Below are 24,196 nucleotides of genomic sequence, written 5' to 3' on the forward strand. Positions count from 1 at the left end.
CCCTATTGCTCCGGATGATAGGTATTGATGTTTTCGGGCATGCCTGCGGCCATCTTGGCAAGATCCAGCACCGCGCTGAACGCCACCAGAACCGTCGAAATCATCAGGGGAACAGACAGCGCAAGACGCGGCAGCTCAAACCCGCCTGGCAGGATGGCACCATCATAAACGCCGCGAGATGTCGCGATGACGGTGGGAATCTGCGAAATCAGGATGCCCGTGACCAGCAAGGTCGCAACATCGGTCAGTATCCGGGTCAAGGCGAACGCTCTTGGTCCCAGCATATTGGCCAGAAAATCAACCCGCACATCCTTGAGCCGGGCGTAAAGTGCAAAGAAGCCGAAGAACGACAGCCAGATGAAAAACACCATCGTCCAGGGCCACATCCAGTAAAATGAAATGTCAAACGGGCGCAGAAGAATTGTGGCGGTGGTCAGCCCGAGCATCACCAGAAGACAGATGTTGGACAGCCATAAAAACGCGCCACCCAACGACCAGTTGAACCGGTCCGCAAGGTTGAGGGCCCGCTGAAGCGGACCCTCGGGAGTATATTCGCTCGGGATCAATTGGAGGCTCGTGATGCTTCGATGGCGTCAACGAACCCTTCGGGAAGTTCCCCCTTCTCGGCCATCTCTTCGTAGTAAACCCGCATTTTTTCGACCAGCGGCGCGGTGTCGATGACGGTATAGGTCGTGCCCGCCGCCTTCATCCGCTCGATGCCTTCTTCGGCGACACTGAACATCAGATCCTGGGAATATGCGCCTGCCTCGTTATAGGCCTTCATCAACCCGGCGCGTGTGTCGTCGTCCAGCGCGTCCAGCGCCTGTTGATTGACCATAAAGCCAATCGACTGCCAATATTCATCATGGCGCGCGATATAGGGCGCGACTTCGTTAAACCGCATGGATTCAACCAGCGCGATTGGCGAATTGACAGCTTCCACGATCCCTTTTGAAATGCCCTGATACACTTCCGTCCAGGGCAACGTGATCACCTCTGCACCCAGATTGTCCCAGGTCTCAATGGCGACCTTGTTCTCGTGCATGCGCAGTTTAATGTTTTCGATATCAGCCGCCGAATTTACCGGTTTGTTCGACACCATCACCCGAAACGGACCGCGCAGGATCTGCGTCGGGTCGCCCAAGGGCCGCACGCCAGACTGCGCGGCCGCGCTGTCAAACCACCCCGACACCGTGTCAGAGGTCATGAAGCGTTGCCAATGGTCATAATCGTCGAAGGCAAACGCGGCAGAGGTCCAGGCAAGCGCGGGCTCCCACTTTTTCATGTAGCCGAAGCCTTCGGCATAGATCTGGACGATGTTGGCCTGCAACTGCTCTAACACCGCGTCTTCCTTGCCAAGCTGTTCGTTGGGAAAGACATCAACCTTCAACGCGCCATTGGTGTATTCGGCGGTCAGGTCCGAGAACCGGCTGAACACTTTGCCCTCGGGGCTGTCCACCGGCATTTTTGTTGCCATGCGCCAGGTGGTCTCGGCCTGTGATGCAGTGGCAAAGCTCAGGGTCATGGCGACGGCCAGACCAAGTTTTGTGATTGTTTTCATGCTGTTTCTCCCCAGTAAGATGTGATTAGTCGTGCAAGCCGCGCGCAACGTGGTCGCGCACGAGGCCCGCACCAATTTTCGCAAGCCGCGTGACCAGCTTTTCACCGGTTTCGGCACTGCTGAGCGTCGGATCACAATTGTAGGCCCCGGTTTCGGTGGCCTCCAACGCCTCGATCGGGGCCTGAATGTTGACCCCGTCATAGCGCAGGGTTGAAAACCCAGAGACATCCAGCCCCTTGACTTTGGCCCCGGTGGGGGACGGACGGATCAGATCCTCGCGCAGCAGGTTCGGATAAAAGTGCAGGCCCACAGATGTCAGCGGATCGCCCCCATGCCCAGACACTTTTGCCGCTTTTTCCTTGCCGATCATGTCAGGCAAAAGACCATATGCGACCTGCCACAGATACATTGACGGCACGAACAGCCCCGCCTTGTGCCGCCAGCGCAGCGCAACCTCTGTGATCACCGGAACATTGCCGCCATGGCCGTTGACGATCATGATCTTACGGATCTTGTGCCGCGACAGGCAGGCAAACATATCGTCAATAATGGCCGCAAGCGTCGCATGACTGATGGAAATGCCGCCATGACTGGAATCAAAGTAGTCGCGCCCGCCAAACGGAATAACCGGGGCCACGAATGTGGCGACACCGTCGGCCCGGGCCGCCTTGGCGATCTCGATCGCAACCAGATCAGCCGCCATATAATCGCCCATGGGGGCATGGATACCCTGATCCTCAAGCGAGCCCATGGGCAGCAGAACAACGGCGTCTTCGGTCAGGTTCTGGCGGGCTTCTTCGGATGTCAGTTCAGCCATGCGGATCTTGTCGATCATTGGCGCACTCCTGCGATTGTGTTGCATCAGTTGCCGTCAATCAAACGATTGCAGATGCCCGACGTCCAATCGAAAAGCCTTGTCAGGCGATAGAAATTTTTATGCTGGCACCGGCACTTTCACCGGACCCGCCTTGATACAGGCGACACGCCAATTGGGCCCTTGCGAGGCCAGCGGCGGCACATCCTGCGCGCAAGCGGCCTCGGCGATGGGACATCGGGTGCGGAACGGGCACCCCGATGGCGGGTTCATCGGGCTGGGCAATTCGCCCGGCAGAACGCGATCCTCCAGCGATGTCTCGCGCGGTTTAAGCGACGGCGTCGATTCCAGCAGCGCGCGGGTATAGGGATGCGCCGGGGTTCCAAACACCAGTGCAGCGGGGCCTTCCTCAACGATGCGGCCCAGATACATGACCACGATCCGGTTACACAGATGGCGCACCACATGCAGGTCATGGCTGATAAACAGCATCGCCAGATCCAGATCGCTGCGCAGATCCATCAGCAGATTGACCACCTGCGCCTGAATGGACACGTCCAACGCCGAAACCGGCTCGTCGGCGACGATGAAATCCGGCCGGGTGGCCAAGGCCCGCGCGACCGCGATCCGCTGCCGCTGACCACCGGAAAACTCGTGCGGACGGCGGTGGATCGCATCACGCGACAGGCCCACCTGTTCGGTCAGCCTGACGACCTCGGCCGCGATCTCGGTGCGTGGCACGATGTTATGGATGCGCAACCCATCGGCCAGTTGCGCGCCGACGCTGCGGCGCGGGTCCAGCGATCCGAACGGGTCCTGGAACACCATCTGCATCCGCCGCGCCAGCCGCCGCCGGTCGGCCCCCTGCACCGTTGACAGCTCACGCCCGTCAAATGCAACAGTGCCGGTCGTCGGCGCGTCCAGCCCCATCATGATGCGGCCCAGGGTCGATTTCCCGCATCCGGATTCCCCAACCACACCGACAGTTTCGCCCTTCGATATGCTCAGATCAACATCGCGCACTGCCCAGACATCACGGGGACGGCCCAAAAGCCCTTTTCGCATGGGAAAATTGCGCCCCAAACCGCGCGCCTGAACCAATATGCGCTCTGCCAAGGGGTCAGCCATCACGTCACCTCTTTCCAGCGGATACAGCGGGTGGATCTGTCTGCCGAAGGTCGCTCCATGTTCGGGATCACCGCGGCACAGGCGTCAGTGGCGTAAGAGCATCGCGGCGCGAAACGGCAGCCTGGTGGCATGGCGTTGGGCGTCGGCACTGTGCCGGGAATGGCCTCCAGCCGCTCTGCCCCGCCTTCCGGGACCGACGCGATCAAGGCCGCCGTGTACGGGTGGCGCGGGCGGTCAAACACCTGATCCACCGGCCCCTCCTCCACAACTTCGCCAGCATACATCACCGTCACCTGATCGGCGATTTCGGCAACCACAGCCAGATCATGGGTGACAAATATCAGCCCCATCCCGTCGGTTTCGTCCTTCAAATTTTGAAACAGCTTCAGGATCTGTGCCTGTATCGTCGGATCAAGCGCCGTTGTCGGCTCGTCCGCGATCAGCAGGCGCGGGTCGTTCGCCACGGCCACGGCAATCATCGCGCGTTGCCGCTGACCCCCAGACAATTCATGCGGATAGGATCGCACCCGGCGTTCCGGATCGGGCAACCCGACCTGCCGCAGCAAAGCGACCACGCGTTTCTTTAATGCCTCATCGTCGATCTGGGTATGCGCGCGGATCGCCTCGCCCACCTGTTCGCCGATGCGCAGCACCGGGTTCAGCGCAGCGGCGGCGTCCTGAAAGACCATCGACACCTCGCGCCCGCGCAGGCTGCGGAACGCGTCCTCGCCCAGCGCCGCCAGATCCACATGCGCGCCATCGCGGCAGGTGAACAGCGCGCGCCCTCCACTGACACTCAAAACATCCGACAACAACCCGGTCAGCGCCAGCCCTGTCAGCGTTTTGCCCGACCCGCTTTCGCCAACAATGGCGCGGGTTTCGCCCGGCATCACGGTGAACGACACCGCGCGGACCAGTTCGGTCTTGCGGTATTCCCCGTCAAGCGCGATGGACAGGTCCTCGACGCGCAGCAACGCGCTGTCCTGTGTGTCGGGCACAACTTCGGACACGACCTGAGGACGTTTCGCTCGGCGCAGCCACAGCGCGCCGCCCCCCGTCACACCGCGCGGATCAAGCGCCGATTGCAGCCGGTCGCACAACAGGTTGAACGTCAGGATCGTGCCCGCCAGCGCCAGTGAGGGCCAGACCAGCAGCAGCCATTGCTGCTCCATCGCGCCGCGCGCGGCCCGGATCATCAAGCCCCAGGACGGCGTCGGGGGTACGACGCCAAGGCCCAGAAAGCTTAGCCCGCTTTCGATCACCATCGCCGAGGCGACCACCAAAGACATTTGCACCAGCAAGGGCGGCAGGATGTTCGGCAACACGGTGCGCACCAGAACCTGTGCCGGATGCGCGCCCAGTGCCGTTTGGGCGGTGACGTAATCAAGCGACCGCACCTGCAAGGTCGCGGCATAGACCACACGTGCATAGTTCGGTGTGTATAGAAGTGTCAGCGCAAGGATCAGCGGCCACGTCCCGGCACCCAGAATTGTGACCACCAGCAGCGCCAGAAGCAGTGGCGGCAGGCACAGGATCGCCTCGGAAAAGCGCACGGTCACGATCTCGACAAAGCCGCGAAAGAACCCGCCCAGCAGGCCCAGCGTTGTCCCGATCATTGCCGCCGCCAGCGCCGCTCCAACGGCGATAAACAACGAGGCGCGCCCGCCCCAAATCAACCGTGACAGCACGTCGCGTCCAAATTCGTCCTGACCCAGCCAATGCGCGGCGGACGGCCCGGCAAAGCGGTTCGGGATGTTCATCTCGCGCGTGTCATAAAGCGGCAAGACCGGTGCCAGCAACACCAGCGCAACAATAGCCGACGCAATCGCCAAAGGCAGGATCAGCCTCTTTTGCGCGGTTGTCATCGGTTCACCAATGAGATGCGCGGATCAAGCGCCGCGTTCAGCACATCCACCACGAGGTTGAGGAACACAAAAAGGATCGAGATTGTCATGACGATGCCCACGACTTCGGGATAGTCGCGCGCATCGACCGCCGCGACAAGATAGCCGGACAGGCCCGGCCAGTTGAACACGAACTCAACCAGAACCGTCCCGCCGATCAGCGTGCCCATCTCAAGACCCAAAATGGTCAGAACCGGGATCAGCGCGTTTCGCACGATATGGCGGCGCAATATCCGCTTGCGCGGCAGCCCCTTGGCGCGCGCGGTGCGCACATAATCGCGCTGAAGCACTTCGAGCACCGACGCCCGGCTCATGCGGGTGATCACCGCCAGCAAGGCCAAAGCAACAGTGCCCGCAGGCAGCAACAGCAGTTTGAAATGCTCGACCGGGTCTTCGGAAAAGGGAACATAGCCGCCCGCAGGCATGATCTTGAGCTGTTGGGCAAAGATCAGGATCACCACCGATCCGACCACAAAAACCGGCGTGGACAAGGCAGCAGAGGCGAAAAAGGAAATCACGCCATCCGCCCGGCTATTGGCGTGAATGGCGGCATAGGTGCCCAGTGGCACGCCGATCCCCGTGGCAATCAGCGACGCCAGCACGATCACCTCAAGGGTGCGCGGAAGCCGTTTGGCGATCTGTTCGATCACCGGCGCACCGTCGCGAAACGATGCGCCAAGATCACCGGTCAGGACACCGCCCAGATGGTCGAGATATTGTTGCCAGATCGGCGCGTTCAGCCCCATCTTTTCCCGCAACGCCTCTACTGCCGCCGGATCAGCCGCGATAGAGCCCTGGCTTAGCAAAAGCTCAGCCGGATCGCCGGGGATGAGGTGCAGCAGCAAGAAAACGGCCGTCACCACAACCCAGACCAGAAACAGCGCAACAACGCTGCGATAGGCAATATATCTCAGCATTGCGGGGCTTAGCCCACCACGGTTTCTTCCAGCGTCAGGCCGGAATAAAAGGTCAGCTGACCAGGCATATTGGCAAAGCCGGATACCGCATTGGTCATCGCATAGCCCTGAGACCGCCACGCCAGCCCGACAATGGGCACCGTGTCAATCGCCGCTTTTTCCAACCCGTGGTAGATTGCCTTGCGGGCCTCGTTGTCAAACTCGGCACGGCCGCGCGCGAAAGCCTCGGTGATGTCCGGGGTCTCCATGCCGAAACTGCGCACAAAGCTGTTGGGAAGTGAGCCGTCAAGGATATTGCTCAGACCGTCAGGATCGTTATTGGCAGCCGTGGTGCCCATGACCGCCAGGTCATACTGGCCCTCATTGCCTTTCTGCACCCGCGAGGACCATTCCGGCAGATCAAGCTGCACATTGATGCCGATCATCGACAGATAGGCCTGACAGACCTCGGCGGTGGATTGGTGCATCCCGTATTGCGCGGTCGACAGCATCGTGCAGTCAAACCCGTCCGGATAGCCCGCCTCGGCCAGCAGCGCTTTGGCCTTCTCCGGGTCATAGCTCCACGCATCCTTGAACTCCGGATTGTAGAACTCTGACTGCTCGGCAATGGGCAGATGAGCCAGCGGGCCGCCCCGGTCAAAGAACGCCGCAGCCACGATGTCTTCGCGCTTGATCGCATGGGCAACCGCGCGGCGCACCAATGGGTTGTCAAACGGCGCGCGGGTGGCGTTGAAGGTCAGGTACATGAACGGCCCGCTGCGGGTATCAAGCTTTAGATCGGAGTTGTCTTCGATCCGGCTCATCGACTGCCACGGGACATATTCGATCAGATCCACATCCCCCGCCTCAAGCGCCGCGACGCGCAGGTTTTCGTCGGCATAAACCGTCGCCTCGACGCCGGCCAGTTTGGGCAGACCGTCCTTGTAGTAATCGGGATTGGCGGTCAGGTTGAGCGACACGCCCCGATCCCGCCCTGTCAGCTTGAACGGACCCGCGCCCATCTGGGTGTCGCGCGGTTCGCCCTTTTTGATCATGGGCATATTGTAATGGGCGAACCACCCCGGCAGCACCGCCAACGGTTCGGCCGTCGACATGCGCACGGTCTTGTTATCCGGTGTCTCGACCCCGGTGATCAAGGCAAGCTGGCCTTGAAGATAGGCGGCAGAGTCAGGCTTTTGCGCCTCGGTCACGTTCCAGGCGATATCTTCGGCGGTGACGGGTGATCCATCATGCCATTTTGCGTCGCGCAAGCGGAACGTCCAGACGCCGTCATCGTCCACATCCCAGCTTTCCGCCAGCTCGCCCCGCATCTTGCCGTCGCGGTCATAGCTGACAAGACCGCGATGCATCAGCAGCTTGATGGTGCCTGCCGCCGTCCCGGATGAGGCCCACGCATCAAAGCTGGGCGGATAGCTGGACAGCGCAAAGCGCAACGTGCCGCCTTCCTGCGCGTGAAGCGCGCGTGGTCCGACGAACGCGAGGCCACCGGCAATCGCCCCGGTCGCTGCAAGAAAATGGCGGCGATTCAGATCGTTGGTCATATAAGGTCTCCTTGTTGAGTGCAGAGCATTCTGTCCGCTCTGTCTGGTTGCATCAGATGTTAGTCTGCTTTTGTGTCAGGTGCGCCATGGCCTCCTCCGCCGGGGGTCACGACCTCAAGCCATTCGCCTGCTTTCAGGGTGCCACTGCCACGCTCGAACGTCTCGGTGTCGGGTCCGGTGTCAAAGCCCCCATGCCCTCCGGCCCCCCCTCCGTTCAGCCCCCAGGACCGGGACTGGTTGCGCGAAATGTCGACGCGCACCATGCAATCCTCTGTCGCGCGATAGACCCGGCGCAAGCCCATACCGCCTCGGTGACGCCCCGCGCCGCCGGACCCGTCGATCAGTTCATAGCGTTCCAGCGTCAGCGGATATTCCAGCTCCAGCGCCTCGATCGGCAGGTTGGAGGTGTTGGTGACATGAACATGAATCCCGTCCAGCCCGTCCCGGTCCGCCCGCGCGCCGCCGCCACCGCCGATGGTTTCCAGATAGACCCAATAGCTGCCCGCATCCGGGCCGCTCAGGCGGGTGCCGGAAAACACCGCGACGGTGCAGGTCGAATTGGTACAGGCCGAGACGCGCTTGGGGGCGGCTTGCGCCAGGGCACCAAGGATCAGGTCGGCCACCCGCTGACAGGTTTGCACCCGCCCGTTGACCGCGGCAGGATGCGTACAATTGAGAACCGAACCCTCTGGCGCGCTGACCGTGATCGGCCGCGCCAGTCCGGCATTGGGCAGAACTGTCGGGTCCACCACCGATTTGACGATGTAATACACCGTCGCCAAAAGCGCCGTGCGCGTCATGTTGATGCCGGACCGGACCTGCGGCGGAGCCTCGAAATCAAGCGATATGTCGTCGCCCGCGATGGTGATCGTCACCGCCAAAGGCAGCGGATCATCGAAATCCAGACTGTCGAACACGTCCTCGAACCGCCATTGCCCGTCTGGCAGCTCTGCCAGTCCGGCGCGCATCTTACGCTCTGCATAGTCCAGCAGAGCCACGCCCGAGGCCAGCACGGTATCGACGCCATACCGTGCGCACAGGTCGGTGAACCGGCGCACGCCGACGCGGTTGGCGGCCATCTGCGCGCGCAGATCAGACAGGCGTTCGCGCGGGACTTGGCAATTCAGCAAGATCAGGTCCTGCACATCCTTTTGCAACGCGCCCGCGCGATAAAGCCGGATCGGTGGAATGCGCAAACCTTCCTGATAGATATGGGCATGGCCCCGGTCCACAAAGTCCGAATGATGCGCAAGATTGACCGTCCATGCAGCCAATGTGCCGTCGATGAAAATCGGCTCTGCCAACACAATATCCGGCAGATGCGTTCCGCCCCCGCGATAGGCGTCATTGCCCACAAACACATCGCCCGGGCGCATATCGGCCGGATCATGCGCGTCCAGCACCATGGGGATGAAATCAAGAAAGCTGCCCAGATGGATCGGAATATGCTCGGCCTGGCACAGCGTGCGCCCTTCGCGGTCAAAAAGCGCGGTCGAACAATCGCGGCGTTCCTTGATATTGGTCGAATACGACGCCCGCACCAGCGCCTCGCCAGTTTCCTCGACAATAGAAGACAGCGCCGCGCCGATCACTTCGACGGTGATGGGATCAAGTGCGACAGTCACGGCGAAAGCTCCAATATCAGGTTGTCCAGCGCATCGACCCGTGCGCGCACACCGGGCGGCACCAGCGTTGTCGTGTCCATCTGGTCGATGATCGCAGGGCCATCAAACACCATGCCGGGATGCAGCCTGTCGCGCGCGTAAAGCGTGGTTTCGGTATAGCGACGGGTTTCCGGATACCACACGTCGCGGGTTCCTGTCACGGCGGCTGCGGCATCGGGCGGGCCTTCTGTGCGCGCGGGAAGGTCCGCTTTGGCGACAACGCCTGTGGCTTCAAGCCGGAAGGTGATACAGTGGATGCGTTCGCCCTCAACCGCAAAGCCGTACATCCGGGTATGCGCCTGTGCAAACGCGCACTTGAGGCTGTCGAGGGCTGCGTCATCCAACCTGCCGTCCGGCACGGGGATCGACAATTCGTGGTTCTGGCCCTCGTAGCGCATATCTATGCGGCGCGCGCGGCGGCGCTTTTCGGGGGCAATATCCTCGTCCGCAAACCACGCAGCCCCCTGCGCGTCCACCGTCGCAATCGCTTCGTTGATCTGCGGCAACGCATCGGTCTCCAGCGGCAGCAACCGCGTCGTCGAAAAGTCAGCGCGCAGATCGGTCAGCAAAAGCCCCATGGCGCACAGGATGCCGGGGTTGCGCGGCACGATGACCCGCGACATGCCCAGCTCTTGCGCCAACCGCACCGCATGCAGCGGCCCTGCCCCGCCAAACGCCATCAAAGCATAGCCGCGCGGATCATGCCCGCGCTGCACCGAAATCACGCGGATCGCCTTGGCCATATTCGCCGACACCACCGAAAGGATGCCCTGGGCCGTATCTTCGACGCCCATGCCCAACTGTGCGGCCATCTTTGCGATGGCATCGACAGCCAGATCGCGCCGAACTGCCATGCGCCCGTCCAGCAAATGCGTCGGGTTCAGGATCTGCAACACGATATTGGCATCTGTCACCGTGGGGCGGTCGGAACCCAACCCATAGCATACCGGGCCCGGATCTGCGCCTGCGCTTTCGGGGCCGACTTTCAGCAAACCACCGCTATCAATCGACGCGATAGATCCACCGCCTGCGCCAACCGTATGGATATCCAGCATCGGTGCCTTGATCGGATACCCGTGAACGGTGCTTTCGTTGGTCTGGGTCACGTCACCGCCAGCCATCAGCGCCACATCCGATGACGTGCCGCCCATGTCGAAAGTGATGATGTCGTCAAACCCGGCACGCGACCCGATGGCCCGCGCGGCCACCACACCGGTTGACGGGCCGGACAGCACCGCCCGAACCGGCGTTTGGGCTGCTACATCAAAGCGCACGACACCCCCGTTCGATTGCGTCAGATGCGCGCCGACTGTCAGCCCCATATCGGAAAATCGCGGCGTCAGGCGACGGATATAGCGATGCATGATCGGCCCGAGATAGGCATTGACCGTCGCGGTTGTGAGACGCTCGAATTCGCGAAACTCGGGTGCTATCTCGTGACTGGCGCAGATAAAGGCATCGGGCAGTTCCTGCGCGATGATCGCCCGCGCGGCGCGTTCATGGGTGGAATTGACAAACGCATAGAGAAAACAGATCGCAACCGCGTCGACCCCCTGATCTTTCATCGCCCGCGCCGCAGACCGCACCGCAGCTTCGTCCAGCGGTGCCACGACCTCACCAGTGTGACGCAACCGTTCCCTAACTTCGAACCGCAAATCGCGCGGCACAAGGGTCACCGGCTTGTCCGCGAACAGATCATAAAGGTCCGGCCGTTTCTGACGACCGATTTCCAGCAGGTCGCGAAACCCGTCCGTGGTGATCAGGCCAACCTTGCTTCCGGTGCCGGTGATCAACGCGTTGGTCGCCACCGTGGTGCCATGGCCCAGATACGCAACCGCAGCGGCGCGATCGGCGATGGATAGGCCGCGATTGCCCAGCGCTTCGTCGACCCCGTGGGCAATGCCGCGCGACGGGTCATCCGGGGTTGACGCAACCTTCCAGACCGACACGTCGCCGCTGATTTCATCGAACAGACAGACATCGGTAAAGGTGCCGCCGGAATCCACGCCGACGCGCCAGGTCGGCGTCGATGCAGCCGCTTGCGTGTCGTCCTTCATGGCATCATGCTCAAAATCGGATGGCCCTTGGTCATTGATATGTCCCTGGCACTGGCAATTTGACGTATCTCCCAACGGACCCCGTGCAGAAGGCCGCGTCCAATTCAAAAGTTTTGTCAGACAAAAGAATTTTCTTATTTGTCCCGAATTGATAGCGTCTGGCAGGCTGCCGGGAACCGCGCGCGAAAGGACTCCGCCAGATGACAGATTTGCCCTTCAGTTGCGAAAAATCTCCGGCTTCGGGGCGTGGCGGGGTGGTGGTGACCAACCATCCGCTTGGCTCTGCTGCGGGGTACGAAATTCTGGCCGCCGGCGGCAACGCCATTGACGCCGCTGTCGGGTCTTTGCTGGCGCTGTGCGTGGTTGAGCCGATGATGGTCGGCATCGCGGGCGGCGGGTTGGCCCATCTGCGGCTGGCCGACGGGCGGCATCTGGTGTTCGACGGCATGGCACAGGCCCCCGCATCGACCCACCCCGAGATATTCGAACCGGTTTCCGACGACCCCCCCGATCACATGGAAACCGTCGGTCGGCGCTCTGCCCTTGGGCCCACAGCCGTGGCGGTGCCGGGCAATCTGGCAGTCTGGTGCAAGATGCAGGCTGACCACGGAGCATTGCCCTTTTCCGATGTCATCGCACCGGCGATCCGTCTGGCGGCGCGCGGGTTCGCCATCACACCCTACCTGTCCGGCGCAATTGCCGAAGCGGCAGAGGATCTGTCCCGCGATCCTGTCATATCCGATCTGCTGATGCCCGGCGGCACAGCACTTGCAGCAGGGGCGCGGCTGATCCAGGGCAATTTTGCCGACGCCTTGCGCGAGATCGAGACCAAGGGGGCCGCCGCGCTGCATGGGGGCCCGCTGGGTGCCGCTCTGGCCGACAGCATCGCCACCGGCACCGACGCTGCTGGCTGGCTGACTTTGGATGACCTGCGCCGCTATGAGGTGAAGCTGCGCGATGCCATCACCGGCACCTATCGCGGGTACGAGGTTGTCGGCCCGCCCCCGCCCGCGTCATCGGGGGTACATGTCGCACAGATGCTGAACATCCTGGAACCGCATGATGTGGCGGGATTGGGATTTGGTACGGCAGACGGGCTGCACCTGATGGCCGAGGTGATCCGCATCGGGTTCGAAGACCGCCGCGCCGCCAGTGGTGATCCCGATTTCATTGACGTGCCGGTGCAAAAGCTGATCTCGAAAGCCTATGCTGCCCAATGTCAGGCCCGCCTGCGTGACGTCGCCTTGCCTGCGGCTGTGTCAGATGGCTATGAAAGCCGCGACACAACCCATGTCACGGTCGCCGATGCCCATGGCAATATTGTGTCCGCCACCCACACGATCAACGGCATTTTTGGCGCACGCTATATGGTGCCGGGAACAGGGATCATCCCCAACAACTACATGATGAATTTCGACCCACACCCCGGACGCGCACTCTCTGTGGCCCCCGGCAAACGGGTGCCCACGTCGATGGCACCGATGATTGTGTTGAAGGACGGCGCACCGGCCTGGGCGTTGGGTCTGCCCGGCGGGCTCAGGATTTTTCCCTCAGCCTTGCAGGCTATCGTCAACCTGATCGACCACCGCATGCCACTGCAACAGGCCATCGAAGCCCCCCGCATCTGGACCGAAGGCCATGATCTGGAGATCGAAAAACCCTTTGCACCGGTGGAAACCGCGCTTGGCGCAAAAGGCCACACCCTGCGCCGGATGCCTCATATCGGAGGTGGCATGAACGCCATCGCCTTTCACCCCGACGGGTTGTTGGAAGGCGCGGCCTGTTGGCGCGCCGATGGCACTGTCGCCGCATTGGGTGGCGGACAGGCCCGCCCCGGCATCCGGTTCTGGCCCGGTCGCGCGCCCGATGCGCCCGACACCGAACCCGAATGAATGGGCCAGGCGGTGTCCCCGGAATGACGGGAAACAGCAAGCCGCGCCATAATATCTTCAACCCTGTGTAAGATGCCAAGCAAAACCCACCCGATATACCCCACTGCATGTGGCTGGAACGCCATGCTGCCGCCGCGCGAGGCCAGACCCGGCCTGGCGCAAGACATAACCGTCGATCACGCGGTCATCGGCGCAGGCTATACCGGTCTTGCAACGGCCCGCCGTCTGCACGAACTGGACCCGCAGGCTCAGATTGCAGTGCTAGAGGCAAGCGCGGTGGGCGAAGGCTCTTCGGCACGCAATTCCGGTTTCACCGCCGCCGAGGTCTTGCCCCGCACAGCCACCCCAAAAAGCGCAGCCGCCGCCCGTGGGCAAAGCGCAGTGATGCGCGACGCGTTCCGGTGGTTGACGGATATCGTGTCAGAGCATGGCATCGCCTGTGACATGCAAAAGACCGGGGCCATCCGAGCCGCAGCAACTGCGGCGGGCGAAGCGTCCTTACGCAAGGTGCTGGAGGTGGCGCGCACAAATGACATCCCGCACAAGATCCTGTCGCGCGGTGACATCCAAAGCCGCATCGGGTCCGATTATTACCGCTTCGGCCTGCATCTCAGCGATATGTACCTGTTGCAGCCCGCAGCCCTGATCCGTGGATTGGCGGATGCCCTGCCCGAGCCGGTGACGCTTTATGAAAACACTGCTGTTCGCAGGCTTGATCGCGACGGTGGGGGCTGGATCGTACACACGGCCGATGGCGTGGTCAGGGCACGCAACGTGGTGCTGGCCAATAACAGTTTCATTCCCAGGCTGGGCTATCTCAAACTGCGGATGGCGACGATCTATACCTATGCCGCTGTGACGCGCGAATTGACCTCTGCCGAGCGCCCCCATCTGGGTCACTCGCCTGCTTGGGGGCTGCTGCCCTCGCACCGGTTGGGCACGACCTTGCGCCGCATCGGGCCGAACCGGCTTATGGTCCGCTCTCTTTATGCGCATGACAGGCAAATCGCCCAGGACGACGCGGTTGCCCAGCTTCTCGCGCGGTTTGCGCGGCGCTGGCCGGGCCTGTCTCATGTCGATTTCGACTATGTCTGGGCCGGGGCCACGGCGTTCACGCTGAATGGGGCACCTTGGTGGGGCCAACTGGATCGCGGGCTTTACGCATCGGGCGGCTGCAATGGCAGCGGCATTGCCAAAGGCACATTGCTGGGGCGGCATCTGGCCGAGCTTATGCTAGGCGTGGGTGACCCAAACAGAATTCCCGCCGTGATGGGAACCGCCAGTCTGATGGCCCCCGAACCATTCCGAAGCATCGCCTTTCATGTGGTTTCCGCACTGGAACGCCGCAAAGCCGGTCTGGAAATCTGACACCGACGCCACCTGCGCGATCGTCAGACAACACGGTTATGTAACAAACGACGATGTCATATCAGACCCCTCGCGCATGTGTCTTGCCAGGGCCTCCACGTGTTTTTTGGCTGCAAACCGGCGCGATGTACCGCCGTAAGCACCTGCAACCAGTCTTTTGTCACCTGACGCGGCAGACAGTTTGGGGAACCGTCTGAAAAGTTCGGTCCGGGCATCGGTTTCCATCATGTTCAGCGCCATCGGCCCGGGATAAAAACTTTCTGACGCAACATTTTCGGAAAAAACGATCTGATGGGCATCAAACATCAGATGGATATAGGTCACGTTTTGTTTGCCATGCGCGACGCGTATTCCCGGTGCTGTTTGCGCCAGATGTTTCGCACGCGCCAGATGATCGCCGTTGCGCCCCATAAGCAGCCCATGTTGCGCAGATACAAGCAAATTGCGTTCCGCCCCCAACACTCCGCGCCGCACAAGGACGGGCCGAAGGTTTGGGTTTGTGCGCAACGCGAAACTGTTGACTGTGCGCCGACCGATCCAGCGAATAGGTTGCGGGCCGTTATCCATTGTCGTGACAAGATCACCCACCCGCAAATCGTCGATTGCCACATCGCCCCCGGGCGTCCGGATCGCCGTGCCAGCCGTAAAGCACACAACACCGGTGTTTTCGCTGGTAAAGCTGGACCTGTCGGCAGACGCGCCGGTAATGGTCAGCGATCCCGCACCGAACTGCGTATTGTCAGAATAATCGATCACACGACCGTTCAGGGTGGTGCTGTTTGACTGGTTCAGGATGCCATCATCGGCCTGATCCGCCCATAGCTCTGCGATGTGATCGTAATGGCGGCTTAAATCAATGCGATCATTGTTGGTGACCTTTCCATCGTTCAGCGTACCGCTATTGCCACTATTGAAATCGTCAATCGTATCATTGCCGCCGCTGATCGCGAACCGGTCATCGCCTTTGCCCCCGGTCAAAAGGTCACTGCCTGCCCCGCCATCCAGCGTGTCATCACCGGTCCCTCCGAAAAGCGCGTCGTTCCCGTCGCCGCCGTCGATGACATCATCCCCCGACCCGCCAACAAGCGTGTCATCGCCATCAGCGTCGGCGTGGCTGGTTGGGTCGTCAAAAAAGACATCGGTGATGGCCAGGGTCCATTTGTCTATGCTGGTGAATTCCATTTCGATCCGTGCGATCGGACCCGGAATTTTGACAAGCACGGACCCTTCGGGATCACGATCATGATATTCGCCCCCCGCCCCTTCAAACGTGTCGACCCCCGGCACGGTGTCAGTATCGCTGCTTAGAACATTGGAGCCTTGTTCGGTGTTGAACGCGATCTGATTGCCGTCTGCGTCATAGGCGCGGATCACCAGATGTTCGTTAGAGGCATCGAAATTGTTGATCCGGAACGAGACGTTCTGAACCTCTTGCGAAAAATTCAAGGCAACTGATCCGGTATCGCGGATATCGAGCGCGCTGTTGGAGTTGATCGACCCATCCCCATCGTCGATCCCCCGGACATTCTGGGTCTCGTTTTCAAAGCGCCCAATTCCGTGCGTGACGGCATAGCTCACATCAACGCCACCCACGCTTTGCGTGCCAGAGCCGATCCAGTCCCTGTCGTCAATCGCGCCGCCATTGTCCGGGTCGGGAATATCGCTCCACCTAAAGCCAAGGCGCGCGCCAGTCCCGGTTGCGGCGTCGCCACCTGACAGCACGTCGTTGCCCGGTCCCCCATCAAGATGGTCATTGCCGGAACCACCATCAAGCGTGTCGCGCCCCGTACCTCCGATCAACAGGTCATCACCACGGTCGCCATAGAGGATGTCGGTCCCGGTGCCACCGTCAATCGTATCAGCCCCGCCACCCCCCTTGATGGTGTCCATGCCAGTCCCACCGCCCAGCATGTCATCGCCATTCAAGCCGAAGATTGAATCGCTTCCAGAACCGCCCTCAAGGCTATCGTGACGGTTGGTCCCGGTGATGATATTGGCCGGGTCCTGGTCATAGAGTTGCGCATCAAAGCTGCTATAACCGGGGGCGGCGGCACCATTGGGCTGATAGGCGTTGGTGACTTTGTAATTCGCGCCGGGCTGAACCGGGCTGTCCGCCGCATAGCCAACCAGGGAATTGCCGATATAAATGCTGTGGACGGTCACCACCGCATTGTCCGGCCCAATCAGTTCGAACGCGTATTCTGAAAAAGCATAGCCATTTGCGATGGGTGATCCAGAGGGGTGCGTAACCACTGCCGTCTGCTGAGACGTGTCACCATCCCCGGATTCACGCGGATCACCACCCAGAGTGGCATCATCATCCGTCACTGTCATGGTGCGCGCATCGGTTGCGTTGGACCAGTCGGATTTCAACTGAAATTCATCGCCGATGGTGGGAAACGCACCAGCCGGTCCCGGGGTCGTCAGGTTGGTGACGTCCGACGGCGAAAATAGCGTGATCGTAAAGGTGGCCATTGGTGCCTCTTGATCCTGTGATCGCCGGTTGATGGACCGACCAGCGCCTCACAGGGCATAGACACCAAAGGTAACTGTTCTCTTTCCCGCCCTCTCATGCGCGAAAAACTCTGATTAAAATTGATCCCAATTGATCAAGGGCGCGGCGGCAGCCTCATACCCCGCTTACACCGCAGGCAGAACCGCCGACCGTTGCTCGCCCAGACCAGAGATGCCCAATGTGACAACCTCGCCGCCATGCAGATACCGTTGCGGGGATTGGCCCATCCCCACGCCCGGCGGTGTTCCGGTGGATATCACGTCGCCTGGCTGCAGGCTCATGAATTGGCTGCAATAGGATACAAGATAGGGGATTTTGAAGATCAATGTCGCGGTAGAGCCGGTTTGCATCCGGTCTCCGTCCACGTCCAGCCACATATCCAATGCATCAATATCCGGGATTTCATCCAGCGTCACAAGCCACGGCCCGGTTGGCCCAAACGTATCGCAGCCCTTGCCCTTGTCCCAGGTTCCGGCGCGTTCGATCTGGAATGTGCGTTCGGATACATCGTTCACCACGCAAAGACCCGCCACATGGGCCATCGCGCGGGCTTCGTCGATATAGACGCCGGGTTCGCCGATAACAACGCCAAGTTCGACTTCCCAATCGGTTTTCACCGATCCACGCGGCACCTGAATGGGATCATTGGGGCCAACAACACAGGACGTCCATTTGTTAAAGATGATCGGCTCGTCAGGGATCGGCATCCCGGCCTCTTCGGCGTGATCAGCATAGTTCAGCCCGATGCAAACGAATTTGCCGATCTCTCCGACACAAGGGCCAAGCCGCAGGTCTTCTTGCGGCGTGCCGTCGACAATGGGCAAGGCGTCAATGTTCAGCTGGTGCAAGGCGCGCAACCCGGCAGGGCGCAATGCCTCGCCTGCGATATCCGGAACGCTTCCCGAAAGATCGCGCACCCGACCCGATGCGTCCAGCACGCCGGGCTTTTCAGCTCCGGGTGCGCCATAGCGGAGAAGTTTCATGACCTGTCTTTCCCTTCCGATACTGCAAAATTCTTTCCTCTGACCGCGCCCCGGCAACCGATCTGTCCTAAGACAGCTCTTCGGCAAAATGGCAGGCTGACCGGCTCTCGCCTACATTGCGCAAATCAGGCCGGGTGGTACGACAGATGTCCTGGGCAAAGGGGCAGCGCGGGTGATAGGCGCAGCCTTTGGGCGGATTGATCGGATCGGGGATTTCACCAATCGGCGGATCGGTCTCACGCCCGAACCCATCCAGTTTCGGGGCGGCCTCAAGCAGCATCTGGGTGTAGGGATGGCGCGGCGTGGTGAACAGAACGTCCGGCGCGGCTTCCTCGACCAGACGGCCCAGATACAGCACACCGATCCGGTCGGCCATGTGGCGCACAACGGTTAAATCATGGCTGATAAACAGAAATGTCAGACCCAGATTGGCCTTGAGATCCGACATCAGGTTCAGAACCTGCGCCTGAACGCTGACATCCAGGGCCGATGTCGGTTCGTCGCAGACGATGAACCGTGGATTGGAGGACAGCGCACGCGCGATACACAGGCGCTGTCGTTGTCCGCCCGAAAATTCATGCGGGAATTTGTCTGCATCATCGGCGGACAACCCCACCTGTTCAAGCAGCCGGTGCGCCAGGCCTGTCGTATCGCCTCCGCGTGCGGCCACAGGTTCGGTGATGATGTTGCGCACCCGCCAGCGTGGATTGAGGCTTGCAAAGGGGTCCTGAAACACCATCTGAATCTTCTCGCGGGCGGCATCCATTGCCTTGGCCGATGTTTCGCGCGACAGGTCTATGCCGTCGATGGTCACAGAGCCTTCGGTGGGGGCCAAAAGCCCGACCATCATTTTGCCGATGGTCGATTTGCCCGATCCGCTTTCGCCCACCAACGCATAGGTTTCGCGTTCCGGGATATCGAACGACACGTCCGACACCGCTGTCAGAATGCTTTTGGGCAGACGTTCCACCACCCGGTTGAGCCACGGTTTGGAGACATCGAATTTGCGCGTCAGGTTGCGCACTGACACCATCACAGGCTTGTCTGACATCAGGCGGTTTCCTTGGCTTGCATCGGCGTCTCGACCGGGAACCAGCAGGCAGCGCGGCCCTCATCAGCGGCAAGCGTCGGTGCAGGGTCGCGGCGGCAGCGGTCTTGCGCGCGGTCGCAGCGCGGATGAAACGCGCATCCTTGCGGCAAGGCACCAAGCCGCGGCATGTTTCCGGGGATCTGACGCAACCGGGTTTGCCCCATCGAGGCAAGCGGGGCCGACCCCATCAGCCCTTCGGTATAGGGATGGCGCGGCTGCAACAGCACCTGCCGCACCGGCCCCAGTTCGGCGGTCCGCCCGGCATACATCACCGCAACCTTGTCGGCGGTTTCCGCAATGACCCCCATGTCATGCGTGACCAGCATCACCGCCGTGCCCCGTTCGCGGCACAAACGGCGCAGCAGGGCAATGATCTGGGCCTGCACACTGACATCAAGCGCCGTCGTCGGCTCGTCGGCAATCACCAGCGACGGCTCGGCGCAGAGCGCAAGCGCAATCACCACGCGCTGCCGCATGCCGCCGGAAAAGGCGTGTGGATAGCTGTCGATCCGGTCCCGCGCGCCGGGGATGCCCACCTCTTCCAGTGCCTGAATGGCGCGCTCCTGCGCCTCGGTCTGGGTGATATCAAGATGTTCGCGCATCGTTTCAATCAGCTGTTCACCCACGGTCAAAAGCGGATTGAGGCTGGTCAGCGGATCCTGGAACACCATGCCGATGCCGGTGCCACGCACCTTGCGCATCTCGACCGGTGTCAGCGTGTCGATCCGCTGACCGTTCAGATACACCTCGCCCGACGCAATATGCGCGGGCCGGTCCAACAGCCCGATCACCGCGTTGCCGGTCATGGATTTACCGGCACCAGATTCCCCCACCACGCCAAGGATCTCGCCCCGCGCGATGTCAAAGCTGACATCGTCCACCGGGCGCAGCACCGCGTGGCGCGTCGGGATTTCGACAACCAGATTTCGAACGGACAAAACAGGAGTGTCGGTCATTTCAGCCTCGGATTCAAAGCATCGCGCAACCAGTCGCCCAGCAGGTTCACACTCAGCGCCAGCAGCAAAAGCGTCACGGCAGGAAAGAACAAAATCCACCACTCACCAGAAAACAGAAACCCCTGCCCGATGCGGATCAGCGTGCCAAGGCTGGGCTGTGTGGGCGGTGCGCCAACCCCCAGGAAAGACAGCGTCGCCTCGGCGATAATGGCCAAAGCAAGCGAGATCGTCGCAATCACCAGAACCGGCGACAGCACATTGGGCAGGATGTGACGCAGCATGATTGCGGCTTTGCTGCGTCCGATCAGACGGGCCGCCTGCACATATTCCTTGTTCTTTTCCACCAAAGTGGCCCCGCGCACCACGCGGGCAAACTGAACCCAATCCGATAAACCAATGGCAACGATCAGAACCCAGATCGCCATCTGGTCGCGATATTCAACCGGTGTGATCCCCTTGGCGATGCCAAAGATCAACATCGCGACCAGAATGGCGGGAAAGGTCAGCTGCACATCGGCAGCACGCATGATGATGGTTTCGGTCCATCCGCCCAGATAGCCCGCCAGCAGCCCCAAAGTGACCCCAAGCGTCATCGCGAACAAAACCGCGGCAAAGCCCACAAACAGCGAAATGCGCATGCCGTACAGAATGGTCGAGAACACGTCCCGGCCCTGATCGTCAGTGCCCATCCAGAACACTTCGCCGCTGAACATGTTGGGCTCCATCGGCGGGGTAAAGCCATTCATCAGGTTCAGCGATCCCGGATCGAACGGATTGTAAGGTGCCACAAGCGGGGCAAAAACCGCGCCCAGAACCAGGGTCATCATCACAATGAACGACACCACGGCCACCGGAGAGCGGCGGAATTTCCACGCGAAATCGGAGTGCCATGCGGCCGAAAAGCGCGACAGGCGCGCGCGGGTCGATGCGGGCGGCGGCGTAGTGTCGACCATGGCTAATGTCCTTTCGTGCCATCGACGCGCAACCGCGGATCAATGACAAAATACAGCAGATCAACGATCAGGTTGATGCCGACAAACATGACGGAAATCATCATCAGATAAGCGGCCATCACCGGGATATCGACAAACTGGATCGCATTGATGAACAGCAATCCAACGCCCGGCCATTGAAACACCGTCTCGGTGATGATAGCAAACGCGATGATCGAGCCAAGCTGCAGACCCGTCACCGTGATCACCGGCACCAATGTGTTTTTCAACGCATGACGGAAATTGACCGCGCGTTCCGACAAGCCACGGGCCCGGGCAAAGCGGATGTAATCCTGCCGCAGCACTTCCAGCATCTCGGATCGCACCAGCCGCATGATCAACGTCATCTGATACAGGCCCAGCGTGATCGACGGCAGGATCAGCGCCTTCAGCCCGCTTTCGGTCAGAAAGCCAGTGCTCCAGCCTCCGATCTTGACGGTGTCTCCACGTCCGAAACTGGGCAGCAGATCCAGCTCAACCGAAAACACCCAGATCAGCAGAATACCAATCAGGAAGGTCGGCAATGACACCCCGACAAGCGACAGCGTCATGATGATGTTCGAGCCCACCCCATTGCGACGGATGGCGGTGAAAACGCCAAAACCGATCCCGAAAACCATGGCAAAAACGCCCGACACAAAGGCCAGCTCCAGCGTGGCAGGCAGGCGTTCCGCAATGATCTGGGACACTTCGCGCCCTTGTCGGTAGGACAGGCCGAAATTGCCCTGAATGGCGTTGCCCAGGAAGGTCCAGTATTGCACGATAACCGGCTGATCCAGCCCCATCTGTTCGCGCAGGCGATCCACATCGGCCTGCGTGCGTTCCTGGCCCAGCATGTTTTCAACCGGATCACCGACAAAGCTGAACATCGCAAACGCGACAAGGCCCACGATCAGCAAGACAAGAACAGATTGGAAAACGCGCCTGAGGATAAAGGCAATCATGCGGCTTGGCTTTCGATGGTGTCATCTGGATACCACGGGCAGATCCCTGCCCGTGTCGCACTCATCACGGCGGGAAGGCGCGTCACGGCCCCTTCCCTGAAAACCGGATCAATCAAGGGTGAAATATTTCACCTTGACCTGATCGTCGGAGTCCATGGCGGCGCCAACCTTGCTGTCCATGGCCCAGTTCAGCACCTGGTGATGGATGGGCAAATAGACCACATCATCCTTCACGATCTGCCACATCTCGGCGATCATCTCGTCGCGCTTGGCCTGATCGACCTCGGATGCAATGGCCTTGGTCAATTCGTCGATGCGGTCATTGGAATAGCGTGTGCCGTTCCAGGTGCCAAACAGATCCCCCTTGGTGTGATACAGGAAGTTGAAGATATACTCGGAATCGTAAGACGGCACGCCCCAGCCCAGCATGTAAAAATCGGATTTCAATCCGTTGACCAGCGGGAAATGCTGGGCTTTCGGAAGGGCTTCGAGGTTCACATTGACCCCGATCTGCGCCAGCATCCCAACCGAAGCCTGACAGATTGCCTCGTCATTGACATAGCGATCATTCGGGCAGTTCAGCGTGATCGAAAACCCGTCCCCGTAACCGGCCTCTTCCATCAGCGCCTTGGCTGCGGCCACATCCCATTCGGGATACTGGTCCAGCTCTTCGGTCCAGCCATGGACAAATGGCGGTGCAATGATGCCAGCGGGCTGTGACTGTCCGCGCATGACAACCTGTTGAATCGCCTCGCGGTTCAGCGCCATGTTCATCGCCTGACGGACCCTGACATCGGTCAACGGATTTTTGCCGTCGACATTGCCGCCCAGCAATTCGTCACTGACATTCAGGCCAAAAAAGATCACCCGATTTTGCGGCGCGGTCATCACCTGTTTGCCTTCGGTGGTCTTGATGCGTTCAAGATCCTGGACCGGCACGTCCTGGATAAAATCGACTTCGCCGGACAAAAGCGCTGCCATGCGGGTGGCCTGGTTCTGGATCGGCGTGAATTCGATATCGGTAAAGTCCATCGGGAAGTCGTCTTTTCCCCAATAATCCTCGTTGATCGTCATAACCGTTTTGACGTCGTTCTCGCGGCTGACCAACTTGTACGGCCCGGTGCCATTGACGTTCTGTGACGCAAAGGTCTCTTCACCGCCCTCGACATCCTGCACGTCCACCACGTTGTTGGCTTCCGCCCAGCCTTTGTCGATCATAAAGATATTGGGCAGCGTCGCGGGCAGAATGGGGTTTGCGCCATCGGTGGTGATGTTGACTTCATAGTCATTCACCGCCTCGACCGATTTGATCGACGTGATAACGCCTTTCATGTCGCTTTCTTCGGACAGCGCACGTTCAATCGAGAACACCACATCCTCGGCGGTGAACTCGGCCCCGTCATGAAACGTCACGCCTTCGCGCAGTTTCAGGTTCCAGACATCCGGATTGTCGGGGCTGACCGACCACTCGGTCGCCAGCGACGGCACAAGCGTCCCATCCGGTGCACGCAGGATCAGCGGCTCCATCATCTGATGCATCACCGCAAGCGTCACGCCTTCGTTCTGGGCGTGCGGATCAAGCGTCAGCGCATCACCGGCGCGCGCCCATTTCAAGGTCTCCGCACTGGCCGCAGCCCCCAAGACCAGCGACATCGCGGTGGCCATCAACATTGTCTTTTTCATATCAGAGGTCTCCCTGTTGGTCGTTTTTTATCTGCATGTGTCTGCAGGACAGTCTTTTTGTCTGCCGGATAAAATGACACTCCGACAGAGCATGCAAGCCTTACGCGTCGTCGCTCTGGCACCATGTCGCGACGTATATATCCCCGCTTGGCGAGGACCGGATTCCGCCACCATCCTTGCGCAAGAT

Annotated in this window: 18 protein-coding genes; 2 read left to right on the plus strand and 16 right to left on the minus strand. The window is 60.6% G+C overall.

Features of this window, described 5'->3' with window-relative positions:
- Positions 1-2: 2 nt before the first annotated feature.
- The 9 genes from ACG74X_RS08915 to ACG74X_RS08955 all read right to left on the minus strand — a co-directional run bounded on the left by ACG74X_RS08915 (position 3) and on the right by ACG74X_RS08955 (position 11,586).
- Positions 3-566, minus strand: coding sequence for a TRAP transporter small permease (locus tag ACG74X_RS08915; RefSeq protein ID WP_411234124.1), 564 nt, complete (start codon positions 564-566; stop codon positions 3-5).
- A complete protein-coding gene (locus tag ACG74X_RS08920) occupies positions 563-1,561 on the minus strand; it encodes a TRAP transporter substrate-binding protein (protein WP_411234126.1) in 999 nt (332 codons plus the stop codon). The genes ACG74X_RS08915 and ACG74X_RS08920 overlap by 4 nt, the downstream gene beginning before the upstream one ends.
- Positions 1,562-1,586: 25 nt before the next feature.
- Positions 1,587-2,396: a creatininase family protein gene (locus tag ACG74X_RS08925; RefSeq protein ID WP_411234127.1), complete on the minus strand. Its 810-nt coding sequence runs from the start codon at positions 2,394-2,396 to the stop codon at positions 1,587-1,589.
- Positions 2,397-2,495: 99 nt separating this feature from the next.
- Positions 2,496-3,503, minus strand: coding sequence for an ABC transporter ATP-binding protein (locus ACG74X_RS08930; protein ID WP_411234128.1), 1,008 nt, complete (start codon positions 3,501-3,503; stop codon positions 2,496-2,498).
- Positions 3,503-5,368 carry a dipeptide/oligopeptide/nickel ABC transporter permease/ATP-binding protein gene (locus ACG74X_RS08935; protein ID WP_411234130.1) on the minus strand — a complete coding sequence of 622 codons (1,866 nt, stop codon included), beginning with the start codon at positions 5,366-5,368 and terminating at the stop codon, positions 3,503-3,505. The genes ACG74X_RS08930 and ACG74X_RS08935 overlap by 1 nt, the downstream gene beginning before the upstream one ends.
- Positions 5,365-6,324 carry an ABC transporter permease gene (locus tag ACG74X_RS08940; protein ID WP_411234131.1) on the minus strand — a complete coding sequence of 320 codons (960 nt, stop codon included), beginning with the start codon at positions 6,322-6,324 and terminating at the stop codon, positions 5,365-5,367. Before ACG74X_RS08940 ends, ACG74X_RS08935 begins: the two co-directional genes overlap by 4 nt.
- An 8-nt stretch (positions 6,325-6,332) precedes the next feature.
- Complete coding sequence (locus ACG74X_RS08945) at positions 6,333-7,865, minus strand: ABC transporter substrate-binding protein (RefSeq protein ID WP_411234132.1); 1,533 nt, start codon at positions 7,863-7,865, stop codon at positions 6,333-6,335.
- A 59-nt stretch (positions 7,866-7,924) separates the two neighbouring features.
- Positions 7,925-9,490 (minus strand): hydantoinase B/oxoprolinase family protein, encoded by a 1,566-nt coding sequence (locus ACG74X_RS08950; RefSeq protein WP_411234134.1) that lies wholly within the window; start codon positions 9,488-9,490, stop codon positions 7,925-7,927.
- Complete coding sequence (locus ACG74X_RS08955; RefSeq protein WP_411234135.1) at positions 9,487-11,586, minus strand: hydantoinase/oxoprolinase family protein; 2,100 nt, start codon at positions 11,584-11,586, stop codon at positions 9,487-9,489. The genes ACG74X_RS08950 and ACG74X_RS08955 overlap by 4 nt, the downstream gene beginning before the upstream one ends.
- A 200-nt stretch (positions 11,587-11,786) precedes the next feature.
- On the opposite strand from ACG74X_RS08955, the gene ggt reads away from it, so the two are divergent.
- Positions 11,787-13,478 (plus strand): gamma-glutamyltransferase, encoded by a 1,692-nt coding sequence (gene ggt, locus ACG74X_RS08960; protein WP_411234137.1) that lies wholly within the window; start codon positions 11,787-11,789, stop codon positions 13,476-13,478.
- A 72-nt stretch (positions 13,479-13,550) separates the two neighbouring features.
- Positions 13,551-14,846: an NAD(P)/FAD-dependent oxidoreductase gene (locus tag ACG74X_RS08965; RefSeq protein WP_411234139.1), complete on the plus strand. Its 1,296-nt coding sequence runs from the start codon at positions 13,551-13,553 to the stop codon at positions 14,844-14,846.
- Between the two features lie 36 nt (positions 14,847-14,882).
- On the opposite strand, the gene ACG74X_RS08970 is transcribed toward ACG74X_RS08965, so the two are convergent.
- The 7 genes from ACG74X_RS08970 to ACG74X_RS09000 all read right to left on the minus strand — a co-directional run bounded on the left by ACG74X_RS08970 (position 14,883) and on the right by ACG74X_RS09000 (position 24,009).
- Positions 14,883-17,321, minus strand: coding sequence for a Hint domain-containing protein (locus ACG74X_RS08970; RefSeq protein ID WP_411234141.1), 2,439 nt, complete (start codon positions 17,319-17,321; stop codon positions 14,883-14,885).
- 165 nt (positions 17,322-17,486) lie between these two features.
- On the minus strand, positions 17,487-18,344 hold the full coding sequence (locus ACG74X_RS08975; protein WP_411234143.1) for a fumarylacetoacetate hydrolase family protein: 858 nt from the start codon (positions 18,342-18,344) through the stop codon (positions 17,487-17,489).
- A 67-nt stretch (positions 18,345-18,411) separates the two neighbouring features.
- Positions 18,412-19,395 (minus strand): ABC transporter ATP-binding protein, encoded by a 984-nt coding sequence (locus ACG74X_RS08980; RefSeq protein WP_411234145.1) that lies wholly within the window; start codon positions 19,393-19,395, stop codon positions 18,412-18,414.
- Positions 19,395-20,390 (minus strand): ABC transporter ATP-binding protein, encoded by a 996-nt coding sequence (locus tag ACG74X_RS08985; RefSeq protein ID WP_411234147.1) that lies wholly within the window; start codon positions 20,388-20,390, stop codon positions 19,395-19,397. The genes ACG74X_RS08980 and ACG74X_RS08985 overlap by 1 nt, the downstream gene beginning before the upstream one ends.
- Complete coding sequence (locus tag ACG74X_RS08990; protein ID WP_411234149.1) at positions 20,387-21,343, minus strand: ABC transporter permease; 957 nt, start codon at positions 21,341-21,343, stop codon at positions 20,387-20,389. The genes ACG74X_RS08985 and ACG74X_RS08990 overlap by 4 nt, the downstream gene beginning before the upstream one ends.
- A 2-nt stretch (positions 21,344-21,345) precedes the next feature.
- Positions 21,346-22,326 (minus strand): ABC transporter permease, encoded by a 981-nt coding sequence (locus ACG74X_RS08995; RefSeq protein WP_411234151.1) that lies wholly within the window; start codon positions 22,324-22,326, stop codon positions 21,346-21,348.
- Positions 22,327-22,434: 108 nt separating this feature from the next.
- Positions 22,435-24,009 (minus strand): ABC transporter substrate-binding protein, encoded by a 1,575-nt coding sequence (locus ACG74X_RS09000; protein WP_411234153.1) that lies wholly within the window; start codon positions 24,007-24,009, stop codon positions 22,435-22,437.
- Positions 24,010-24,196 lie beyond the last annotated feature (187 nt).

This window comes from Marivita sp. S0852 (genome assembly GCF_046591575.1).
Lineage (GTDB): Bacteria > Pseudomonadota > Alphaproteobacteria > Rhodobacterales > Rhodobacteraceae > Marivita.